The sequence below is a fragment of the Cohnella yongneupensis genome (genome assembly GCF_042655785.1).
Classification (GTDB): Bacteria; Bacillota; Bacilli; order Paenibacillales; family Paenibacillaceae; genus Cohnella; species Cohnella yongneupensis.
The window spans coordinates 16,594-35,993 of record NZ_JBHSNC010000032.1 but is presented as its reverse complement, the minus strand read 5'-3'; the positions used below and the strand labels follow the sequence as shown (position 1 = coordinate 35,993).

The following is a 19,400-nucleotide window of genomic DNA, read 5'->3' as shown; positions in this document are numbered from 1 at the left end:
GATGCTTATTTGCCTAGCAACAGCTCGCGAGCGATCGCCGCACCGGGATCCATCCCTTGGCAGCCGGCCAGCAGGATCAAATCGCCTTTGGAGGCTTGTCTCAGCGCATGGGCGATGGCGTCCGGCAACTCGTCGTACAAGTTCACCTTGATGTTCGCCGCGGCCATCACTTCCCGGAATACCCGTTCTTCCTCGTCCGACACCTTGTCCTTGGACGTGACGTGCGAGATGCTCTTCGTCGCCGTAATCTCATTGATCTCCAGACGGGCCAGCCATTCCACGATCGCTTCGGCATTCTCGCGGTTAACGGTCGGTCCGCGATCGCCGCGGATCGCGTATACGAGCTGCAGGCGCTCGAAGTCCATGAAGCGGAGCGTCTCGAGCGTAACGTTGATATTGCCGGGATTGGCAAAATGATCGTCGATAATCGAGAAGTCACCCTCATGAATGAATTCGAAACGGCGCTCTACGCCCCGGAACTCGCTAAGCGTGCGCTGGATCGTCTCTACGGACACGCCGCACAGCAGCGCGATAATGATCGCGACCATCGAGTTGTACACCGAATGCAGCCCTGGCACGCCGAGCGACACTTCGAACTCGCCGGGCGCGAAGTCGATGCCGTTCACGTTGAACGGCTTCACGATCTCGAGCTTGAATCTCGCTCTTCCTGTAGATAGATCGAGATCCTTGCAATAAATATGCCCTTCGCGGCTCTTCACGCCGAAGGTCACGACCTGAGCCTTCGTCTCGCCTACGAGGGAAGCGGAGTACGAATCGTCCAAATTAAGAATGGCTGCCGCATGCGCGCCCGCGTTGCGAACCAAGCTGGACTTCGCTTTAAAATAATTTTCGAACGAGCCGTGCGAGTCGATATGTTCGCGGCTCAAGTTGTTAAACGTCACGATATCGTAATCGACCTGCTCGACCCGATGGGTCTCGAGCGCGGCGGACGATACTTCCATGCACACATGGGATACGCCGCGGTCGACCATTTGGCCAAGATAAGCTTGCAAATCAAGCGATTCCGGCGTCGTAAGCTCGGCCGGAATCGTCGTGTCGTCGATCTTGATGACGACGGTGCCGATCAAGCCGGTCTTAAGTCCGTGGTTTTCCAGTATGGCGTTCGCCATATAGGAAGTCGTCGTCTTGCCGTTCGTCGCGGTAATTCCGATCATCATCTTCAACTTGTCCGCCGGGCGTCCGTAGAACGCCGCGCCCAGACGCGCCAGCGCGATACGGCTGTCGGCCACGCGGATTTGCGGAATGTCGATGCCGTCCTGGAACCGCTCGACGATCGCCGCCACGGCGCCGCGTTGTGCCGCACCCGCCAAATATTTATGTCCGTCCGTCTTGTAACCGGTGACGCAGACAAATAAGTTGCCTTCGGATACTTTCTGCGAATGGTACGCGATGCCAGACACCTGAATATCCGCGTCCCCGCGCGAATCTAACGTTGTAAGCGATGTAAGAAGCTCCTTGAGCGATACCATCTGCGGTTATCCCCTTCCTGAAACCAGAAACCAAACCGTTAAAGCCTTGTTACCTGCTGGATCTCTTCGCGTATTTGCCCCGAAGCATTCGGACGAAGGAGAAGAACGGCTTCGGATCGCTCCAGCTCCAGATGGAGTGCGCTTTGCGCTTTAAGAGCGACCGGAACACTTGTCCGAACGTAAGCTGCTTCGTTTTCAAGTAACCCCTGATCGCCAGCAGATCCTCGTACGCATACCAGAAGACGATATTCGTATCCTTCTCGATAGCGGACGGAGGAAGCGGATTGCCGGTAAGCTCGCGATAGGTGATATACGGAATGTTAAGACCCGCTTTATTGATTAGCGTGTTGAAGTTCGTAATCCGTACGTTAATCTCGATCAAGTAGTATGTGCCGGTCTCGGCGTCTTTCTTGAACTCGATTTCGGCGAATCCTTTGAACCCTACCTTTTCGAAGAAAGGCGCCCCGATATCGTAAAGCTCGGGTACGTACTTCTGCCCCGTGTAGACGGAGGCGCCGAAGTTGATCGGATACTGACGATACTTCTGTGCCGTCATCCAATGCGTCACTTTGCCCTCTTGGTTCATATAAGCGTCGAACGTGTACATATGGTCGTCGAAGCCTGGAATGATGCGCTGCACAATGACTTCCAAGCCCGCTGCGTGAGCTTGTCCGACGGCGTCAACGAGCTCTTGCCGGTTAGCGACCTTGAACAGCTTCTTGCGGAACTTCGCGACGAAAGCCGGCGAGTCCGTCGGCTTCACGATGCAAGGATATTGGATAATCCGATCGACTTGCTCCAAGTAATCCGCCTCGTTCACGCGTACCGTCTCCGGCGTAGGCACGCCTAGATCGCTCGCGATCTTTTGCAGCGTTTCCTTGTTCATCAGCTTCGTATAGAGACCCTGTTCCGTCTGCGGTATCAAATAATATTCCTTAAGCTCGTCCAGATGGGCATCGATTACTTCAACATAGTTATCATGACAAGGGATTAGGACGGGTTTAGCGCTTTGCTTGCTGGCGTAGTCCTTCAGGAAACGAATGAAACCTTCCTGATCATCCTTATAATAAGGAGCGATAAGCTTCTCGGAACAGTATTTGGAATCGAACGCGTACGTATTCTTATCCGTATAATCGACCCCGACGGTATGTACGCCTTGCTTGCCGAGACAGCGAATCGTGCTTAATCCTATATAATAATTGCATCCTAGAACGACGGCTTTGTTGCTCACAATTAAGCACATCCCAATCGATAAAATTCGCCAATAAGATCATCCCAATTTTACTTGATGAACCCGCATAATACAAGCTTCCGAGGGCATGGGAAAAGGCTCTAGCCCCGCTTTGCAAAGCCTCTTTAAATCTCGAATCCTGCAGTCCCCATTCATTGACAACCGCATGAAAACGCTTATAATTTATTTTAATATGATGTATGAATAATCGCGCGGCTGCGCTTCATTAAATTAGACCCTCGCGGATTCGTCTGCGGGGGTCGTCCAATATATACGCTTTCGGGAGCTGTGACGACGATGAAATTATACACGGTCGGCAATGCCATCTATCCCGGATATATACATCCGATATATTGCACGAACACTGTTGATCCCGATATAGGGTTGCATCAGCTATTCCGTTTATTTATCGTCTTTAACGGCAACGGTACTTATAGCTACGGAGGGCACACTTATCCGCTCATGGCGCCAACAATTTTCTGCCTGAACGCCGGAGAATCGCTGCACCTGCAGCCTGAATCCGCGATAACGGCCTCAACCGTGCTATTCCATCCGAATGTTATTAATGACTCATTCGGGCTTGCTCTGCCTCATCCGCAAGATTGGTCGTCATCCATTAGGGATCAACAAGATCTATGGTATCTCGATCCGTTTAACCGGACCCTCCTCCCGCTTTCGTCGAACACGCCCGCGATTGCTCCTGTTGATCCGCAAGCTGCTACATATGTTTCTCAATTGATCGATATGATCGCTTATCAATTATCCTGGCAACCGGACCAACATTGGCCTTGCCGTAGCCGCTCGATCTTATCCGAGCTGCTGTCGATCGTTCATCGTCTTACCGAGACAACCGTTAGCTCGGGCGCTCCGATCCCCAACTTATCGCACTCGCAAATTCAGCCTGTCATTGACTACCTGCATTTGAATTACGTTCGTAAAATTAAGATTGAAGAGCTGACCAAGCTTTTTCATACGAACAAAACAACGCTCAACAACCAATTTAAATCGGCCACCGGCTTATCGATCATCGCTTATTTGAATGCGATCCGCATGCAAGCTGCAAGCTTTATGCTTCGCAGCACGCTATTGCCTTCCGATGAAATCATGATTCGCGTCGGCATCCAGGACAGCTCTCATTTCACCCGAACCTTTCGCAAGCATGCCGGCTGCACGCCCGCTGAATTCCGCAACCTACACTGCCGCATGATCCAATAACACGAATTGCCGATAATCCTGTTTTCATTGTCGATTCGCTATACGCATCCCTCAGGCTCCGGGCTACAATGTTCCCATCAAACTTGGAACATTGGGAGGTCCATCCTTATGAAACGTAAATTCAATATCGCTTTATCATTATTTAGCTGTTTCCTGTTGCTTACACTTCTTTCGGCATGCGGCGGCAATAATGCACACTCACCCGCGAAAGCAAGCCCGACCTCCTCGAGCGCGGAGTCGTCCGCTTCAGCCGAACCGGTAGCCGCATCGTCTTCGGCAGCCTCTTCACCTGCCAACGTAGCGGACGCTGACCCGCTAGCCAATTCGACAGGCAAGACACTAATCAAGAGCATTACGCCCGAAAAAGGCGGCGCCTACCACGCCTCTTATGCGATCATCTCCAAGTCGGGCACCGTAGCGATCGCTGATCCCTTCGTGCTTTGGAACAAAGACAACCCGCTTCACGCCGACATCATCACCGTCAGTCATAGTCATTTCGACCACAACGACAGCGATTTCGTGAAAAACACCGAAGCGCGGAAGTCGCTCATGAAGGAAGAGACGTTCACGGTCAAAGACATTACCGTCACTTCCATTCCGGCTAATCATGGGGGCGAGTATATTTCCGGCGTTTCCAAGACCGATTACATCTATGTGTTCGAGGTAGACGGCCTGCGAATCGCCCACTTCGGCGATTTCGGCCAGCCTGAGATTGCGCAGGAGCAGCTCGATAAACTTGGACATATCGACGTCGTCCTAACAAGGTTCTCGGATAAGCCTCAATTTGGCGCAAGTCCAGATACGACGATTAAAGTGATTGAGCAGCTCAAGCCTAAAGTGATAAGTCCGACGCATTATGAGCCGGAAACCATCAAGGATATTATTGAGAAAGCCAAGTTGGACGATCGCGGAGAGGCGACCGAGCTTGCAATTGATCGCGCGGATCTCGACGCGATAGAAGGCACCGCCTATTACATGCTGAAATAAAGAAAGCAGTCGGGAAGCCCCGTTCATTCCGACTCTGGCGGCTTCTCCCATTTGCGAAGCAGCGCGGAAAGCTCCGCCCAGGTTACCTTCCTGTCCGGATGCGGCACCGGAGTCGGAAGAAGATCCCGCTCCTTCAGCCACTGCATATCCTCGCTCATGACGGCCGTCCAGTCGGCTGTCCGAGCCCCCGCTGCCCTGCCGCCTAACCGTTGCCTGATCTCATTATCGCGTTCCTTCTCCCGTTCCTCGTCCGTGATCATGAACACTTCCCCCTTCCCGCGCCATTCCTTCATATTGCGCCAAATCGCCACGACGTCCTGACCATAGCGATCGCCCCGCTCCGTCCATTTGCCGTTCAAATCTTCCCAACAGCTTACCATGCCCCGCCAACCGGCTCGTCTCATTCGTTCATCATGGCTCTGTTCGATCGGCTCGGCATCCGCCGGCAACGGCTCGTCGCAAGCGAATGCGTACAAAATCCGCATCAGACGATCGACCGTCTGCTCCTCCGCCCATTGCGCGAGCGTCAAAGGCTCCCACGACGGCCCCGATTGAGCCTTCGTCCATGCTCGCGTCTCGTAGATCATTTGGCAATACGCGACGTCTCCGCGTACCCCATACCGCCGCCCTTGGCGCAAATACAATTCCGCCAGCTCCGGCGCCTTGGGATTGCGTCTTCTTAGGTAGGCGTTCATTCGCTCCGCGGAGCATCGTGCCTGCCCGATAATCGTCAGCTTACCCGTCGGTTCGAGATCCGGGTGCCTGCGAAACCCATGGCTGACTGCCTCCATAATCCGTCCTCCTTAACGCGATGAATATGTGATGATAGGCTGTCCGCCCCGTTCTCTACTACTCTATTCCGTCGTTCGCTCCGGTTTGACCTTATTTTCCAACCTGTTACAATAAAATGGAGTTGTACCCGTGCAAAATAAAAAAAATGTGCACAACTCTGTGGACAACACCGGAGTTATCCACATTTCTGTGCACAGCATGTTAACAACGAATACATGTTCGGTTGTGGATAAGTAGGAAAGGGGAAAGCTACGATGACAGAAGACGAACGCTGGATGCGCGAAGCGATCCATCAGGCACGTCTTGCCGAAGCTATAGGAGAGGTGCCGATCGGCGCGGTCATCGTTCGCGACGGCGTCATTATAGGCGCGGGGCATAACCTGCGCGAGACGGAGCGAGACCCGACCGCCCATGCGGAAATGATAGCGATTAAACAAGCCAGCGAAGCACTGCAAGCTTGGCGTCTTCTCGGTTGTACCTTATACGTCACGCTCGAGCCATGTCCGATGTGCGCGGGCGCGATTCTGCAGTCCCGCGTCGAACGGGTCGTCTACGGAGCCGCCGATCCCAAAGCGGGATGCGCCGGAACGTTAATGGACTTGCTGCAGGACAACAGGTTCAATCATGTGTCTCCCTGGGACTCAGGAGTGCTTCGCGAACAATGTTCGGCCTTGCTCACCGATTTCTTCCGTCGTCTGAGAAGCAGGTAGCAGAGTAACCGGGGGCACGCCTTCCGACGCTCGCTTGAATTCCGCTTCTTCCTTGCGAAGTCTTTGGAGCTGGATGATGAGCCTGTCCGCTTCTTCGCTGACGGCTACGATCTCGGGATCTGTCAGATTGCCTAAGTCGTTGGCCATTTCACACAGACGACGTTGCAGCAACTGGAGGCGATGGATCAATTGTGTTGTCTCCATAAAGGACTCCCGACCGCTCCTTTCTTGTAAATTCGTAGATTTTCGTCATCATTTCGCCGTACTTTCGTCATACAACGCTAGGATCATTAATCTGTAATCATTATAGGACAAATTATTTCATTATTTTGTAGAAACCTGTCGAGAAATTACCGAAAATCTATTTTATTTTCCGACATTATTTGGGCATATCGAACCAGTTGTTGTGCTGATTGGCGATATTCTATGATTTCTCATCTATATCTAGGGAGAACAAATTCATGACAGCGCGCATTTTATTGGTAGAAGACGACGTATCGTTGCATCGCGGAATCCAGTTTACATTGCAGCAGGAGGGCTTCGAAGTAAGCAGCGCTTATAGTATCGAAGAAGCACGGCACAAGCTAGCCATCGAACGATTCGAGCTGCTCTTGCTCGACGTTCAGCTGCCCGACGGCAATGGATTCGACTTCTGCACGGAGCTTCGGCGATCTAACGACACGCCGCTTATTTTCTTGACGGCCAGCGACCAAGAATTCGACATCGTTCGGGGGCTCGACCTCGGAGGCGACGATTACATAACGAAACCGTTCCGGTTGCGGGAATTTTTATCGCGCGTACAAGCCGTGCTAAGACGCAGGACGCCTGCGGCGAAACGCGATGACGACAAGGGCGGCGTATTGTCGTCGGGTAACCTGTCCCTCTTCTTGGGAGAGATGCGTCTAGATAAGAACGGCCTTGACATTCCGCTAAGCATAACGGAATTCCGGCTGCTCTCTTTATTCATGTCCCATCCCCGCTCCGTCTTATCCAAGGACCAGATCATCCAGCAAGTATGGCCGGACGGCACCGAGGTGCTGGACGATAACACCGTTGCCGTCAATATCCGCAGACTGCGGGAGAAGCTCGAAGATAACCCGCAACAACCTGACAAAATCGTGACGGTGCGGGGGGCGGGATACCGATGGAACGGATAAAGCATCCGAAGTTCGGTATCGCGACGATCTGGCGCAATCCTTCCGTTCGCAGGCTGGCTTGGGCGATGGCCATCTTGACCGTCGTCGCTTGCCTGCTTCTATCGCTATATAGCCACTATGCGACTGAGCGGATCAAACGCCAATGGCTGGCGCAGGAGAACGCGATCGCTGGCGTCTTGTCGGACGGCGATCCGGCCGGCGCCAAGCGGTGGCTTCAAGCGCTCTCCTCTCAGCCCGCGCCCGAAACGGTCGAAGCAGGCCGGCAGTGGCTGGCGAAATACGGAATGACGCAGCAATTGGAAGCGCGTTGGCTTCCCGCGCTAGGTAACTTCCACGCCTGGACGCTCGGCTTGCTCCTTCCCGGAGCGTTGCTCGTTATCGCGCTGCTCGCGCTCTGGCTGTTGCGGGAATCCAGGACTCAGCTTAGAGCGTTGCGGGACTTGTCCGACGCCTTGGACAATACGGTGAAGCACAATCTACCGATGGCGGAACGCATCTACGGAGAAGGCGAGCTCGGCTTGCTCGCTAACGGCGTCCAAGCGCTTTCCTTGCGGCTAAGGGAAACGATCGAGCAGCTGAATCGCGATAAAACGTATTTGAAGGATACGGTCGCCGATATTTCCCATCAATTGAAGACGCCTCTGGCCTCCTTGATTATCTATATCGATCTGCTCGCGAACGGGAAGACGAACCCGGCGGATGCCGCGGAATTTCTCGAGACGTGCAGACGCGAGCTGGATCGCATGGAATGGCTCATCTTGACGCTACTGAAGCTAGCCCGCATCGAGGCGGACGCGCTCGAGCTGAATATCGTCCAGGCCCCCTTCTCCGACACAATCCGTACTAGCCTCTCTTCCGTGGAGCGATTGGCTGAGGAACGGCAAGTATCGCTTGCGCTGCACGAGCCGGATGCTCGGCCGATGGTGCCGCACGACGCCCATTGGCTCCCGGAAGCGATTTCTAACGTACTCAAGAACGCGATCGAGATCAGCCCCCCGGGGAGCGAAATCAGCGTGACTTGGGAAATGACGTCGATCTTCGTGAGGTTGAAAATTTCGGACCGGGGGCCGGGGATCGCGGAGCAGCATCTGCCCCATATTTTCAAAAAATTTTACCGCGCCTCGTCCGGCGGCAGCGGCGTAGGACTCGGCTTGCCCCTCGCGAAGTCGATCGTCGAGAAACACGGCGGCGTGCTGTCCGCTGCGAACGGTCCCGACGGCGGAGCCGTCTTCTTCCTCACGCTCCCGCTTCAGCCTCTGCCTGCGGCAGACTCGGCTATTCTTACAACACTGTAAGCTACCGCCCCCCTCGCATGTAAGGTTGCGGCGATATACTGGGTTTAATAGGGGAGACCGATGCTAGCCGCTCGGCTCCTAGAATCCACAATCGGGAGGAACCATACCCTCATGAATATCATTACGGTAGATGGGCTAAGCAAGTCCTACGGCAAAGGAAGCACGAAGGTCGATGCGCTAACCGGCGTCTCCTTCTCCATTAAGCAAGGCGAATTCGTCGCGGTCGTCGGCGCCAGCGGCTCCGGCAAGAGCACGCTCCTTCATATGCTCGGCGGTTTGGATCGTCCGACGGACGGGCATGTCCATATCGACGGCGAAGACTTGTACGGGCTGAAGGAGAAGGAACGTGCCGTGTTCCGCCGCCGCAAAATCGGGTTTATTTTTCAATCGTATAATCTCATTCCGGTACTGAACGTCGAAGAGAACATTCGTCTGCCGCTCCTGCTGGATCATCGCGAGCCGGATAAGGAATACGTCCGCGATCTGATCCGCACGCTCGGACTCGAAGAACGCCGCAAGCACTTGCCTTCGGAGCTGTCCGGAGGACAGCAGCAACGCGTGGCGATCGGCCGCGCGCTCGCTTACCGCCCTGCCATCGTGCTGGCGGACGAACCGACCGGCAACCTCGATAGCGCCAACGGACGCGAAGTTCTCGAGCTGCTCAAGATCGCCGTCAGACAGTATCACCAGACCGTAATCATCATTACGCACGACATGAACATTGCCGCGGAAGCCGACCGCGTTCTGAAGCTGCAAGACGGCAAGCTCGTCAGCGATTCGCATAGCGGCGGGAGGAACGTATGAAGAGCTACGGCGCGCTATCCGGCAGGTACTTGAAGCAGCAGCGCCGCAGAGCGCTTCTAACCGTTATCGGCATCATTCTCTCCGTCGCTCTCATCAGCGCCATCAGTACGATGGGCCAAGCGGTCAAAGATAATTTGATCAGCAACACGAAGTACGAAAACGGTTCGTTCCATTTCTCTTATCAGACGGCAACCGCCGATTTTGCTAACGAACTGCGCAATAACGTGCTCGTCGATCAAATAGGCAAGTTGTCGTCCGGAAGTACGACGGAGCTTCCTAACAAGACGACCACGACTATGACCGCCGTCAATGCGGACGGCTTCGACTTGCTCCCGATCCATTTACAAGAAGGCCGATATCCGCAAGCGAGCAACGAGCTCGCCCTAGAACAATGGTTGTTTGCGCAATTGCCGAGTAAACCCGCGATGGGCGGTACCCTCACGCTTAACGACTTGGACGGCAAGTCCCGCGAATATACGATCGTCGGCATTCTGAAAAATCAGAAGACCAGCCAAATCGATCACGCGTCCAGAGTGTATACGCTGCTGGACGACAGAGCCACGGCCTCTTCGAATCTTCAGCTTTTCCTAACGTTCAAGCCCGGGGTCGCGATCGCGGACCAGTTGCCTCACTTCGAGCAGCTGAACGATTCGTTCGCCACCAACGGACGATTGCTTTCGCTGTTGGGGGAGTCCAGCGACAAAAGTCTTAATCGCGCGTTGATCATTATTTTCGGCACGCTTATCGGTCTGGTCGTCCTATCAACGATCGCCGTAATCTACAACGCCTTCCATATCGCCGTGCTCGAGCGCATTCGGCAATTCGGATTGCTTCGTACGCTTGGCGCGACGCCGAGACAAATTCGCAATCTCGTCCTACGGGAAGCGACGATGCTCTCCGCTATTTCTATCCCGCTCGGCCTCGCGATTGGATGGGGCGGTTTGTGGCTGGCGATCTGGCTGATGACGCATAACGGCATCAACGTCTTGCAAATGGACAGCTTCCATATCACGTTTCATTGGTGGATCATGGGCCTAAGCGTTGCCGTCGGCTTGTTCGCGGTGTATGTAGCGGCCTGGCTTCCGGCCCGCAAAGCTTCGTCGGTATCGCCGGTCGAAGCCGCCAAAGGCGCGGGCAGCATCGTGCGCGAATCCTATCGCCGCATGCGAATTCCCTCCTTGCTTCAGCTGATGGGCGTCGAGGGCAAGATGGCTTCGTCGAACATTCGCCGCAACAAGGCGAAATTCAGAATCACGACCTTTTCCATCGCGGTCAGCATTACGTTATTCATCGTGTTCCACTACTTCACCCAGCAGGCGCTCGAGCTTGGGGTCGACACGACTGAGAATACGAAGATCGGCTTCGAGATAAACGCTTATTCGCAGGCAACCTACGATAGCGAAGGCCAGCCGATTCAGACGGAGGCGAAAGATCGTCTGACCGCGGATCAACTGAAGCAACTGGCGGCGATCGACGGCGTGGACACGATCTACGGCAACTACGACAGATTCGGAGCTAACGCATGGCTACAGCCGCAGCTCGTTAACTCCCGATTCCTGGAGAGAACCGAGACCGTTCCGCAACAGAAAGAGTGGCAAGGTACGGATCGGACCGGTGTCTTCACCGAGTTGGAATTGTACGACGATGCCCGGCTGCAAGAAGCCCGCAAATACTTAATCGACGGCACCGCCGATCCTAAGCAACTGGCCGCCGAAGACGGCGTAGTGATCGCCCAAACCGTGAAGCCTTATATCCGTTCTTCCAACAAGCGGGAGCAGATGGATATGACGACTCTTAAAGTAGGGGATACGTTCCCTGTAGAGCTTTCTACTCCGGACGGGAAAACGGTCATGCGCGAAGTAAAGGTAGCGGGCATACTCTCGCAATCGCCATTCAACGCGGCCTATCCCGAGAACCACATCCTCGTGATCGGCACGAGGCAGACGTTCGAGAAGCTGTATAAAGATACGGCTTATTCGGAAGGAGCATCTCTTCATGGCGTTAAGATCGCCGTGAAAGACGGTGCGGATACCGATGCGCTGAGGTCCGAGCTCGAAGTATTCGTTTCGCGGCTGCCGACCGGCGGACAATTGATCGACGTCGCGTCCGAGAAGGAGAGAGATCGTCAATTCGCGCTCCAGATGCAAATTTTCGTCTACAGCTTCCTCATCATTATCGGGACTATCGGAAGCCTCAACATCATTAACACGGTTCAGACGAACTTGCTGCTTCGCCGTCGTGAGATCGGACTGTTGCAATCCGTCGGCATGACGCTCGGGCAAGTGCGGCGGATGGCTTCCGCGGAAGGCATCTGGTTCGGGGTTATCGGAGGCTTCTGGGGCGTAGGGCTAGGCGCTGCTATCTGCTACTTCCTCTACAAGCAACTTAATACCGTGCAAGGCATTCCGTTCGTCTTCCCATGGGGCGGCGCCTTGATTGCCAGCGGTTGCGCGATCGCGGTAGGACTGCTGTCCGTGCAAAGCCCGCTCAGACGGATGAACAAAGCCAGCTTGATCGACCGTTTGCGCGAAGAATAGAATAGGTGTAAAAACGATAAACCCCCGTAACCGGAGGCTAGGCTTGAGGCCTGCCGAAGTTACGGGGGTTTATTAGGTTAATGCTAAATCTAGCCCTTCGCCACCGAGCACGATCCGCGAATAACGAGCTGCGTCGGAACAATAGCTTCCGGAGGCTGCATTGATACATCGGTAATAAGCGCGTCCAGCAGCTCGATCGCTTTACGGCCGATCGTGTTCGTATCCTGTCTTACCGTCGTAAGCGCCGGTTGGATCTCGCTAGCGATCTCGATATCGTCGAAGCCTATGACAGAGATGTCTTCCGGCACCGACAGCCCTGCGTCGCGAATGGCTTGATACGCGCCAAGCGCTCCCGTGTCCGAACAGCAGATCACCGCTGTCGGGCGCGTAGGCCGCGCTAGCAATTGCTTCATCGCGCGATACCCGCCTTCCTTAGTGAAATCGCTGGCGACCACCAGGCTATCATCGAACGAAAGGCCCGCTTCCGCAAGTCCCGCTTGATACCCTTGCAGACGATGACGGCTCACATAAGAAGTCTCTATAGCGGATAAGAACGCGATGCGGCGATGATTCAACCCGTTCAAATACCGCAGCGCTTCCTGAACGCCCGTCTCGTTGTCCGAGCTAATATAGCCCGTCCGCTGCTCTTTCACGTCCAAGTCGATGAACAGCGTCGGTATGCCCGAATCGATCAGCTCGCTGAAGTCCATATCGTCATGTTGGAAGCCGAAGACGACGACGCCTTCGACATTGCGGCTCTGGCAATGCCGCACGAAGCTATAGTCTTTATCCCACTGAATCTGGGTTAAATAGATAAGGTCGTAGCCCATGGATTTGAGCGATTGCTCCATCCCGGACAAAATATGCGCGAAGAACGGATGCGCCAGGCCTGTCGTGAGGAACATGCCGATCGTCATCGAGCGGCGCCCTACCAGAGAACGCGCGGCCGAATTCGGCGTGAACCGCGTTTCCTTGACGATGCGCAGCACTTTCTCTTTCGTCTGCTGATTCACTGTCGTGTAACCGTTGAGCACCTTGGATACCGTCGCTACCGAAACCCCGGCAGCCTTCGCGACGTCGCGAATGTTCGTTGCCATTTGAAGTCCCCATTTCCTACCGAACATACGCATACATGTTACCACAATTTTGCTGTAGCTGACTACGCGCGGGCGCAGGTTCTGCAATCACTAAGGCATTATGCGCTTTATTCCATGCGTATTATCTGTTAAAATGAAACTCGCACCGCGCGCCCGTAGCTCAGCAGGATAGAGCGACAGTTTCCTAAACTGTGCGTTTTGCTCCCGGTTGTAGCGAAAGTGCTTACTCAAAATGGGTTGAAAAACCGTACTGTTGTGCGATTTGTGTTGGCCTTCCAACGCTCAGACTTGAATTCTTTGCTAACAAGGTTGTCCTTCGGCTGTCCATTTGGACAACAACAGGACAACAACAACAACCATTATGGCCCCGTAGCTCAGTGGATAGAGCACACGTTTCCTAAACGTGGTGTGGGATGTTCGAATCATCTCGGGGCCGCCACTTTAAAAGTTCGAAGAACCACACGGTCGTGTGGTTCTTTTTGCTTTGCGGGTATTTTAAGATTTCATCTTTTGCTTGAGCTCTTCTATAATTTGCTTCAGATTCTCCATACTCATTTGCAAGTTGGTATTAGTGGAGTTCCCTAAATCCACATACCTTTCATAAGCTTTTTCATACTGTCGAAGTGCTTCACTATAATCTTTTTTAAACCACTTTTTTCTGACTCGTTCTTCTTCATCCCTACCTAATCGGATGTATTGTTCTATTTTTTTCTCTAACTCTTTATTCCGAGCCAGTTGTTGTTCATGAATCCTTTGCTGATGTTGCAGTTGCGCTTGTTGTTCTTGTTCTAATCGTTCTTTATTTCGCTTCTCTTCTTTAATTTTTTGTTTTACAACAAAAGATTCGTAACGTTTTAAACCCTGTTGAATTAATGCTCCGTGATAGGATTCATATTCACAAAACCTCTCTACGGTCATTTCTACTTTTCGAGACTTTGAACCGATAATAAAATTAAGCCGTATCACTTGGCGTTCAGCTTGGTCCTGAACATAATAAAGACAATACCTATCCGCATCAAAAATGTGCATACGCCAAACGTCGAGATTAACTTTATGTTTATAGCTACCGATTTTTTCTCCTATATTATCGTAAATGCTAATTTCCTCGCGTTGTTCATTTTGTTCGTACAAAAATGGATTAGATAGATCTGTAGGAAATATATCCGACGAGTCCCACTCCTCTTGAAAGACATCCCAAACCAATGTCAACTCACGATCGAACAATAATATATATCGATTGTCCTTAGAAATAGTCAATCCCCAACATTGAAAGTCTATGTGCGCACCAATATTTACACTCTCTACTGATCCATTATCTAATTTCATAATGTTCAGTTCTGTATTAACTGGATACTCAGAGTCAGACAAGTAGGCTAGTACTTTTCCGCCTCTTGAGATCCTAATGGAATCAGGATCAACATGTTTATGCTTTTTTCTCAATAAGATTTGACCCTCATAATCCAAAACAATAATTTCCCACTTGCCGCAGAGCGTAATAAAACGATCATCCATAATAACTTTATACTGATCCAGATAATCTAAACCATCGATTAGAGTCATTACTGATTTTGTGGCAACATTCCATAATTGAAAGTTCTCTTTGGTTTGGAGTACCACCTTTGCTCCTAAAGGATCAATTGAAGCACTAACTACTAATTCATCTTTATCAAAGTTGACAGACGCCATTACATCTTCAGTCTCTATATTCCACACGTTTAATTTTTTATCTTTGGATATAGTGACCATGAATTTGCCGTTACTCGATATACCATAATTACGGTATCTATGTATAGATAAAAAAGACTGGATAGCATCGGGCAATTCTTTTCTGGTCGCAAAACCGTAATGTTTAATGGAGAGGGGTTCTGCCAAGATTCCGTTAATAATGGCTTCGTTACAAATAAAAGACCGAGATGTACTGAGGTCTTCAAGGATCTTTAATACCGCGTCATAAGTAGGTTCACTCTCAATCTGTTCTTGGTAGCCCTTTAATATATCGTTAATCTCACTATTCCCATAATCCCCAAGACTTTGATAGCATCTTTGTATTCGTTCCGAAACAATTCTCAAAACTTCTTCCTTTAATTGTGAAATTACCACGCCAAAGGATTCCTTTGTTCCTATGTCAGGGTCGCTAGCCATTCTCACAGCATAAGTAAAGTCTTTTTGAATGACCTGCTTTAAAATTGGAGAAGCCTTCTCTTCAGAACCTAATGCATAGAGTGCTTTTACATAAGTAAATCCGGCTTCCAGCTGGTCCGGTGATTGCTCCAACAATTTAAGAGCATGCTCTGCTGCCTCTGCGAACTTCCCTTGAACATAACATGCGATCGATAACTGTAGAATGGAATCAGATGCGATCATCTTCAACTTGTCATGCTCATCTTCACTATCGGACAACTCTTCGTCAGATACCGACCGAAGGGACACACGCAAACGCACCTGGCTCTGTGCAACCTCGACTCCTGCATATTTACTAGCTAATTTAAAATACTGTTCCGCCTTAGGGACGTCCAGGCAATCGGGAGCATACAAGTAAATCATCCCAATATAAAATAATGTGAAGTAATCTCTGCTTTCGATTTCCTCCGCCTTTTTAAAGAAATGCAACGCGTCTTTGTGAAAATCTGGATTTGTTTGCGCGCTATTAAAAAACTCGCATCCTCTCTCAATAAAATGTTGTCGTTCCTTCTGGGAATCGGGGATTCTCAGTAACTGTGAAATGTCCCGCACCAACATGCTTTGTAAACGCAGTTCTTCTATAATGATGGACGTACGCCAGTCCATGAGCGAATAAAGTTGGTCTATTCCTTTTTCAATTTGATGTAATTGTCCACTCACTTGCTGAAACCGTGAGGATAGAACCGTTGTCATTTTCGCAATATGTAAGTTAACATCGCTAAACCCTTGGTTAAATAACGAAGAAACCATCTCTGCGTTGTCTTGCATCACTGCCGCTTGATGTTCAGACAACTCCGCTATTGTCCGTCGAAAATCCGTCACTTGATTAATAAGAAAACGGTCCGCATTATTCGTTAAATCATCAAAAAAACTCTTCTCTTGCAAATACCTTCCCCATTGATCGCTGAAATCTTCTCTGGAACTAGAATTTAAATAAAATTGTGCCAATCCAAAACCCCCAGAGGTTCATTATTGCGACCATTATACATTATTTTTACTTTTATTATTAAAAAATTAACCAGTATAGGTTTCTCTATTTATACTAGTTCGTGGCCCGCTCGTAGCGATTTTTCACTAATGTTGCGCGAACCTCCCCACAACGCTAAAGAACCGCGTAGCTACGCGGTTCTTTTTACTTTGTGAACATTTTGATGAGAGGGGTTTGGGTGAGGTTGTCCTGTGGTTGACGTTAGGACAACAGGAGGACAGCAGAGAGAAGCTGAGTTGTCGGATTATTACCTGTAATTGATCTGCTAATCTGAATTAATAAAGCTGTTGGAAAAGAGAGCAGGTACATCAACGAAGTGACATTAAAGTTCTTTGAATGGCATCGCAACTTCCATGCTAATCGGTTTTCATAAATAATGCCCAAAGCGCTTTAACATGCCATCACCTTGCGCTCGCCTCAGCTCAATTCCCAACGCCACAGAGCCATTGAAAGTACTTACTCTGGGCATCGTGACAACAACGTGACAACAACGTATATGTACGAAACACAAAAAGCCCCTCCCCTCATACCCGATCGACCGCGTCAGGGAAAGGCTCGAAGCATTTTGATATTGCAGAAGCATTGTTTCATAAATTATAATTTCCTAAACTGCAGGTCGTACGTTCGAATCGTATCGGGCGCGCCATACTTAAAATGTTCGAGACCCGCATCAATGTGCGGGTCTTTTTGTTATAGACTTCTAAGCGGGAGTCACTTGTGGGCAAGGCTGTCCTGCCGTTTGTCCCCGCCTTCGAAACGATCTCCACCGGTCAGGGACTTGTACATTCGCGGAATGTTAAGCCATATGGGTAAGAGTACTGTCCATATAAGCGCCTGACCATATATTAATCAGGTGACTTCGCGCTGAGTCACAATTAATAAGTGGTGGTGAATCCTATGAGCGGAGCCGTTGGATATGGCGGTATGCAAGCTGCTGCATTCGTCCTTGTCTTGTTTATCCTGCTGGTCATCATTCTTAAAGCTGGTCACGGAGTTTATTAAGTAGCCACTATCAGCACGACCGAATTCCTTCTTCGGCCCATCACGAGTCGCCGCCCGTGATGGGCACTTTATTGCGCACAGTTCTTTTTGATCCCTCATTAAGATATGCCCGCATATTCCATCTGCATTTGCTGCAGCTTGTAAAACGCTCCTTGCAGCTCCATCAGCTCCGCAAAAGTCCCCGATTCGACGATTCGTCCCTTGTTCATGACCACGATTCGGTCGGCATCGCGAATGGTCGACAGCCGGTGCGCGACAATAAAAGTCGTTCGCCCCTTGACCAATAGCCGCATGGCCTGCTGCACTTGATACTCGGATATGTTGTCCAGCGCGGACGTCGCTTCGTCCAACAGTACTACGCTAGGATCCCTGATCAATGCTCTTGCGATCGCGATCCGCTGCCTTTGACCGCCGGATAGCTTCCCGCCATGCTCGCCGATTTTCGTATCCAGGCCATCCGGCAACGAGGCGACAACTTCCTGAAGCTGCGTCATGCGGATGACTTCCAACAGCTTCTCTTCCGAGACGTCGGTTAATCCGTACGTGATGTTATCTCGGATTGACCCGTGAAACAGCACCGTATTTTGAGGTACGACCGCCAAATGTTTCCGATAGGACTTGAGGTCGATTTGGTCCATTGGTACGCCGTCGACCAGAAGCCTTCCCCTAGTCGGCTTGTAATAGCCGATGAGCATATTCAACACCGTCGATTTGCCGGCTCCGGACTCTCCTACGAACGCCACGCACTCGCCAGGTCGAATATCCAAATTAAAATCACTGAGAACGTGCTGATCGGTATCCCGATACTTAAAGTGCATGCGTTCGAAGCTAAACCCGCCCTGTACGTGCATGACCGGTATTGTCCCCTGATATTCCTCGACATCGGTCGATTGCAAAATTTCCGATACGGATTGCATCGACTCGAACCCTTTGGCAAACTGCGGGTAAACGTTAATGAGCTGATTGACCGACCCCAGAAGCGTACCGAAAAAGCCTTGATACATGACGATGTCGCCGACGGTCATCTTGCCTTGGGCAGCCAGCCAACAACAGAACGCAAGGGCGCCCATCTGGAACAATGTGAACATAACCCATCCCGAAGATCCGAACAGCGCTTCGGCCACGTCCAGACGATAGCCCTTCCCTCGCAAATCCATCAACGTCGAATCCGTCTTTTCGATTTCCACTTTGTCCAGCCCATGCGCACGGGTTAGCGGAATCATCTCCACGGTTTCCGTGATTTGTCCCGATATCTCTTCGATTTGCTTGCGGAACTCGCGGTTTTTACGCTGAATGTTTTTACGAAACCCAAAGATCATCAGAGCGCCGACGGGAATAATAAGCACAAAAAACAGAGCAACCAGAGGGTTATTAACCGCTGTCACGGAGAAGGCGACAATAACGTTCAACAGCGCCGGTATAAAGACATACATCATCTGTTTAGCCAGCGTCTCGATCGCTTCTACGTCTCTAAGCACCTTCGACTGAAGTTTTCCTGAGCGAAGCTCGCTATGGTAGGATATCGATAAATGTTGCAGCTTCCTTACAAGCGTCCCCCGCAGCCCCGCCTCAACCTGTCGACTCGAACGGCTTAAATAGCTTGTATGCAACAATTGTGTCGGTACGTTCTGCGCAATGACGACGGATATGATGGCAAGGTCTATCCATATCCTATTAATATTAATGTTATCGGGATTACTGACTACGTTGATCATGTCTCCCGTTATGATCGGGATTAGCCAAATAGGCGAATGCTTGAGAATAAAAAACAACAGCGACACGAACAAGCCGCCGTACATGCCTCTAAATAACCGAAGCAGCGTAAATAAATGCCGGCCATGACCTATCCGGTCTTCTATAAAGAGCTTTTCAAAGTTCGGGAGAAGCCGCGTATCCGGTCGGTTATCCATTCCT

Annotated in this window: 15 protein-coding genes and 1 tRNA gene; 9 read left to right on the top strand and 7 right to left on the bottom strand. The window is 51.2% G+C overall.

Annotated features, from left to right (window positions below; translation table 11 throughout):
* Positions 1-5: 5 nt before the first annotated feature.
* The gene (locus tag ACFPQ4_RS10890) at positions 6-1,490 is read right to left on the bottom strand and encodes a Mur ligase family protein (protein ID WP_378111884.1); all 1,485 of its coding nucleotides are present in this window, start codon (positions 1,488-1,490) and stop codon (positions 6-8) included.
* 49 nt (positions 1,491-1,539) lie between these two features.
* Positions 1,540-2,721, bottom strand: a complete 1,182-nt coding sequence (locus tag ACFPQ4_RS10885; protein ID WP_378111883.1) for a carboxylate--amine ligase — start codon at positions 2,719-2,721, stop codon at positions 1,540-1,542.
* A 297-nt stretch (positions 2,722-3,018) separates the two neighbouring features.
* Here ACFPQ4_RS10885 and ACFPQ4_RS10880 point away from each other — a divergent pair, with 297 nt between their 5' ends.
* Positions 3,019-3,936 (top strand): AraC family transcriptional regulator, encoded by a 918-nt coding sequence (locus ACFPQ4_RS10880; protein ID WP_378111882.1) that lies wholly within the window; start codon positions 3,019-3,021, stop codon positions 3,934-3,936.
* A gap of 108 nt (positions 3,937-4,044) precedes the next feature.
* Positions 4,045-4,923 (top strand): MBL fold metallo-hydrolase, encoded by an 879-nt coding sequence (locus ACFPQ4_RS10875; protein ID WP_378111881.1) that lies wholly within the window; start codon positions 4,045-4,047, stop codon positions 4,921-4,923.
* A 23-nt stretch (positions 4,924-4,946) separates the two neighbouring features.
* Here ACFPQ4_RS10875 and ACFPQ4_RS10870 read toward each other — a convergent pair whose 3' ends face one another.
* Positions 4,947-5,714 (bottom strand): hypothetical protein, encoded by a 768-nt coding sequence (locus ACFPQ4_RS10870; protein ID WP_378111880.1) that lies wholly within the window; start codon positions 5,712-5,714, stop codon positions 4,947-4,949.
* A gap of 255 nt (positions 5,715-5,969) precedes the next feature.
* Between ACFPQ4_RS10870 and tadA the strand changes: the two genes are divergently transcribed.
* Positions 5,970-6,425: a tRNA adenosine(34) deaminase TadA gene (gene tadA / locus ACFPQ4_RS10865; RefSeq protein ID WP_378111879.1), complete on the top strand. Its 456-nt coding sequence runs from the start codon at positions 5,970-5,972 to the stop codon at positions 6,423-6,425.
* On the opposite strand, the gene ACFPQ4_RS10860 is transcribed toward tadA, so the two are convergent.
* On the bottom strand, positions 6,357-6,629 hold the full coding sequence (locus ACFPQ4_RS10860; protein WP_378111878.1) for a Spo0E family sporulation regulatory protein-aspartic acid phosphatase: 273 nt from the start codon (positions 6,627-6,629) through the stop codon (positions 6,357-6,359). The two genes, tadA and ACFPQ4_RS10860, sit on opposite strands and share 69 nt — an antisense overlap.
* Positions 6,630-6,886: 257 nt before the next feature.
* Here ACFPQ4_RS10860 and ACFPQ4_RS10855 point away from each other — a divergent pair, with 257 nt between their 5' ends.
* The 4 genes from ACFPQ4_RS10855 (at position 6,887) to ACFPQ4_RS10840 (ending at position 12,218) form a co-directional block, all read left to right on the top strand.
* Positions 6,887-7,582 carry a response regulator transcription factor gene (locus ACFPQ4_RS10855; RefSeq protein ID WP_378111877.1) on the top strand — a complete coding sequence of 232 codons (696 nt, stop codon included), beginning with the start codon at positions 6,887-6,889 and terminating at the stop codon, positions 7,580-7,582.
* A complete protein-coding gene (locus ACFPQ4_RS10850) occupies positions 7,570-8,877 on the top strand; it encodes a sensor histidine kinase (protein ID WP_378111876.1) in 1,308 nt (435 codons plus the stop codon). Before ACFPQ4_RS10855 ends, ACFPQ4_RS10850 begins: the two co-directional genes overlap by 13 nt.
* Positions 8,878-8,988: 111 nt before the next feature.
* Positions 8,989-9,681 (top strand): ABC transporter ATP-binding protein, encoded by a 693-nt coding sequence (locus ACFPQ4_RS10845; RefSeq protein ID WP_378111875.1) that lies wholly within the window; start codon positions 8,989-8,991, stop codon positions 9,679-9,681.
* Positions 9,678-12,218 (top strand): ABC transporter permease, encoded by a 2,541-nt coding sequence (locus tag ACFPQ4_RS10840; RefSeq protein ID WP_378111874.1) that lies wholly within the window; start codon positions 9,678-9,680, stop codon positions 12,216-12,218. The genes ACFPQ4_RS10845 and ACFPQ4_RS10840 overlap by 4 nt, the downstream gene beginning before the upstream one ends.
* A gap of 89 nt (positions 12,219-12,307) precedes the next feature.
* Here the strand turns inward: ACFPQ4_RS10840 and ACFPQ4_RS10835 are convergent, their stop codons facing one another.
* On the bottom strand, positions 12,308-13,315 hold the full coding sequence (locus ACFPQ4_RS10835; protein WP_378111872.1) for a LacI family DNA-binding transcriptional regulator: 1,008 nt from the start codon (positions 13,313-13,315) through the stop codon (positions 12,308-12,310).
* A gap of 363 nt (positions 13,316-13,678) precedes the next feature.
* Here ACFPQ4_RS10835 and ACFPQ4_RS10830 point away from each other — a divergent pair.
* A tRNA-Arg gene (locus tag ACFPQ4_RS10830) sits at positions 13,679-13,754 on the top strand.
* 56 nt (positions 13,755-13,810) lie between these two features.
* On the opposite strand, the gene ACFPQ4_RS10825 is transcribed toward ACFPQ4_RS10830, so the two are convergent.
* Entirely contained in the window at positions 13,811-16,444 is a 2,634-nt protein-coding gene (locus ACFPQ4_RS10825) for a tetratricopeptide repeat protein (protein WP_378111871.1), read from the bottom strand.
* 937 nt (positions 16,445-17,381) lie between these two features.
* Here ACFPQ4_RS10825 and yjcZ point away from each other — a divergent pair.
* A complete protein-coding gene (gene yjcZ / locus ACFPQ4_RS10820; protein WP_378111870.1) occupies positions 17,382-17,486 on the top strand; it encodes a sporulation protein YjcZ in 105 nt (34 codons plus the stop codon).
* Between the two features lie 98 nt (positions 17,487-17,584).
* Here yjcZ and ACFPQ4_RS10815 read toward each other — a convergent pair whose 3' ends face one another.
* Complete coding sequence (locus tag ACFPQ4_RS10815) at positions 17,585-19,396, bottom strand: ABC transporter ATP-binding protein (RefSeq protein ID WP_378111869.1); 1,812 nt, start codon at positions 19,394-19,396, stop codon at positions 17,585-17,587.
* Positions 19,397-19,400 lie beyond the last annotated feature (4 nt).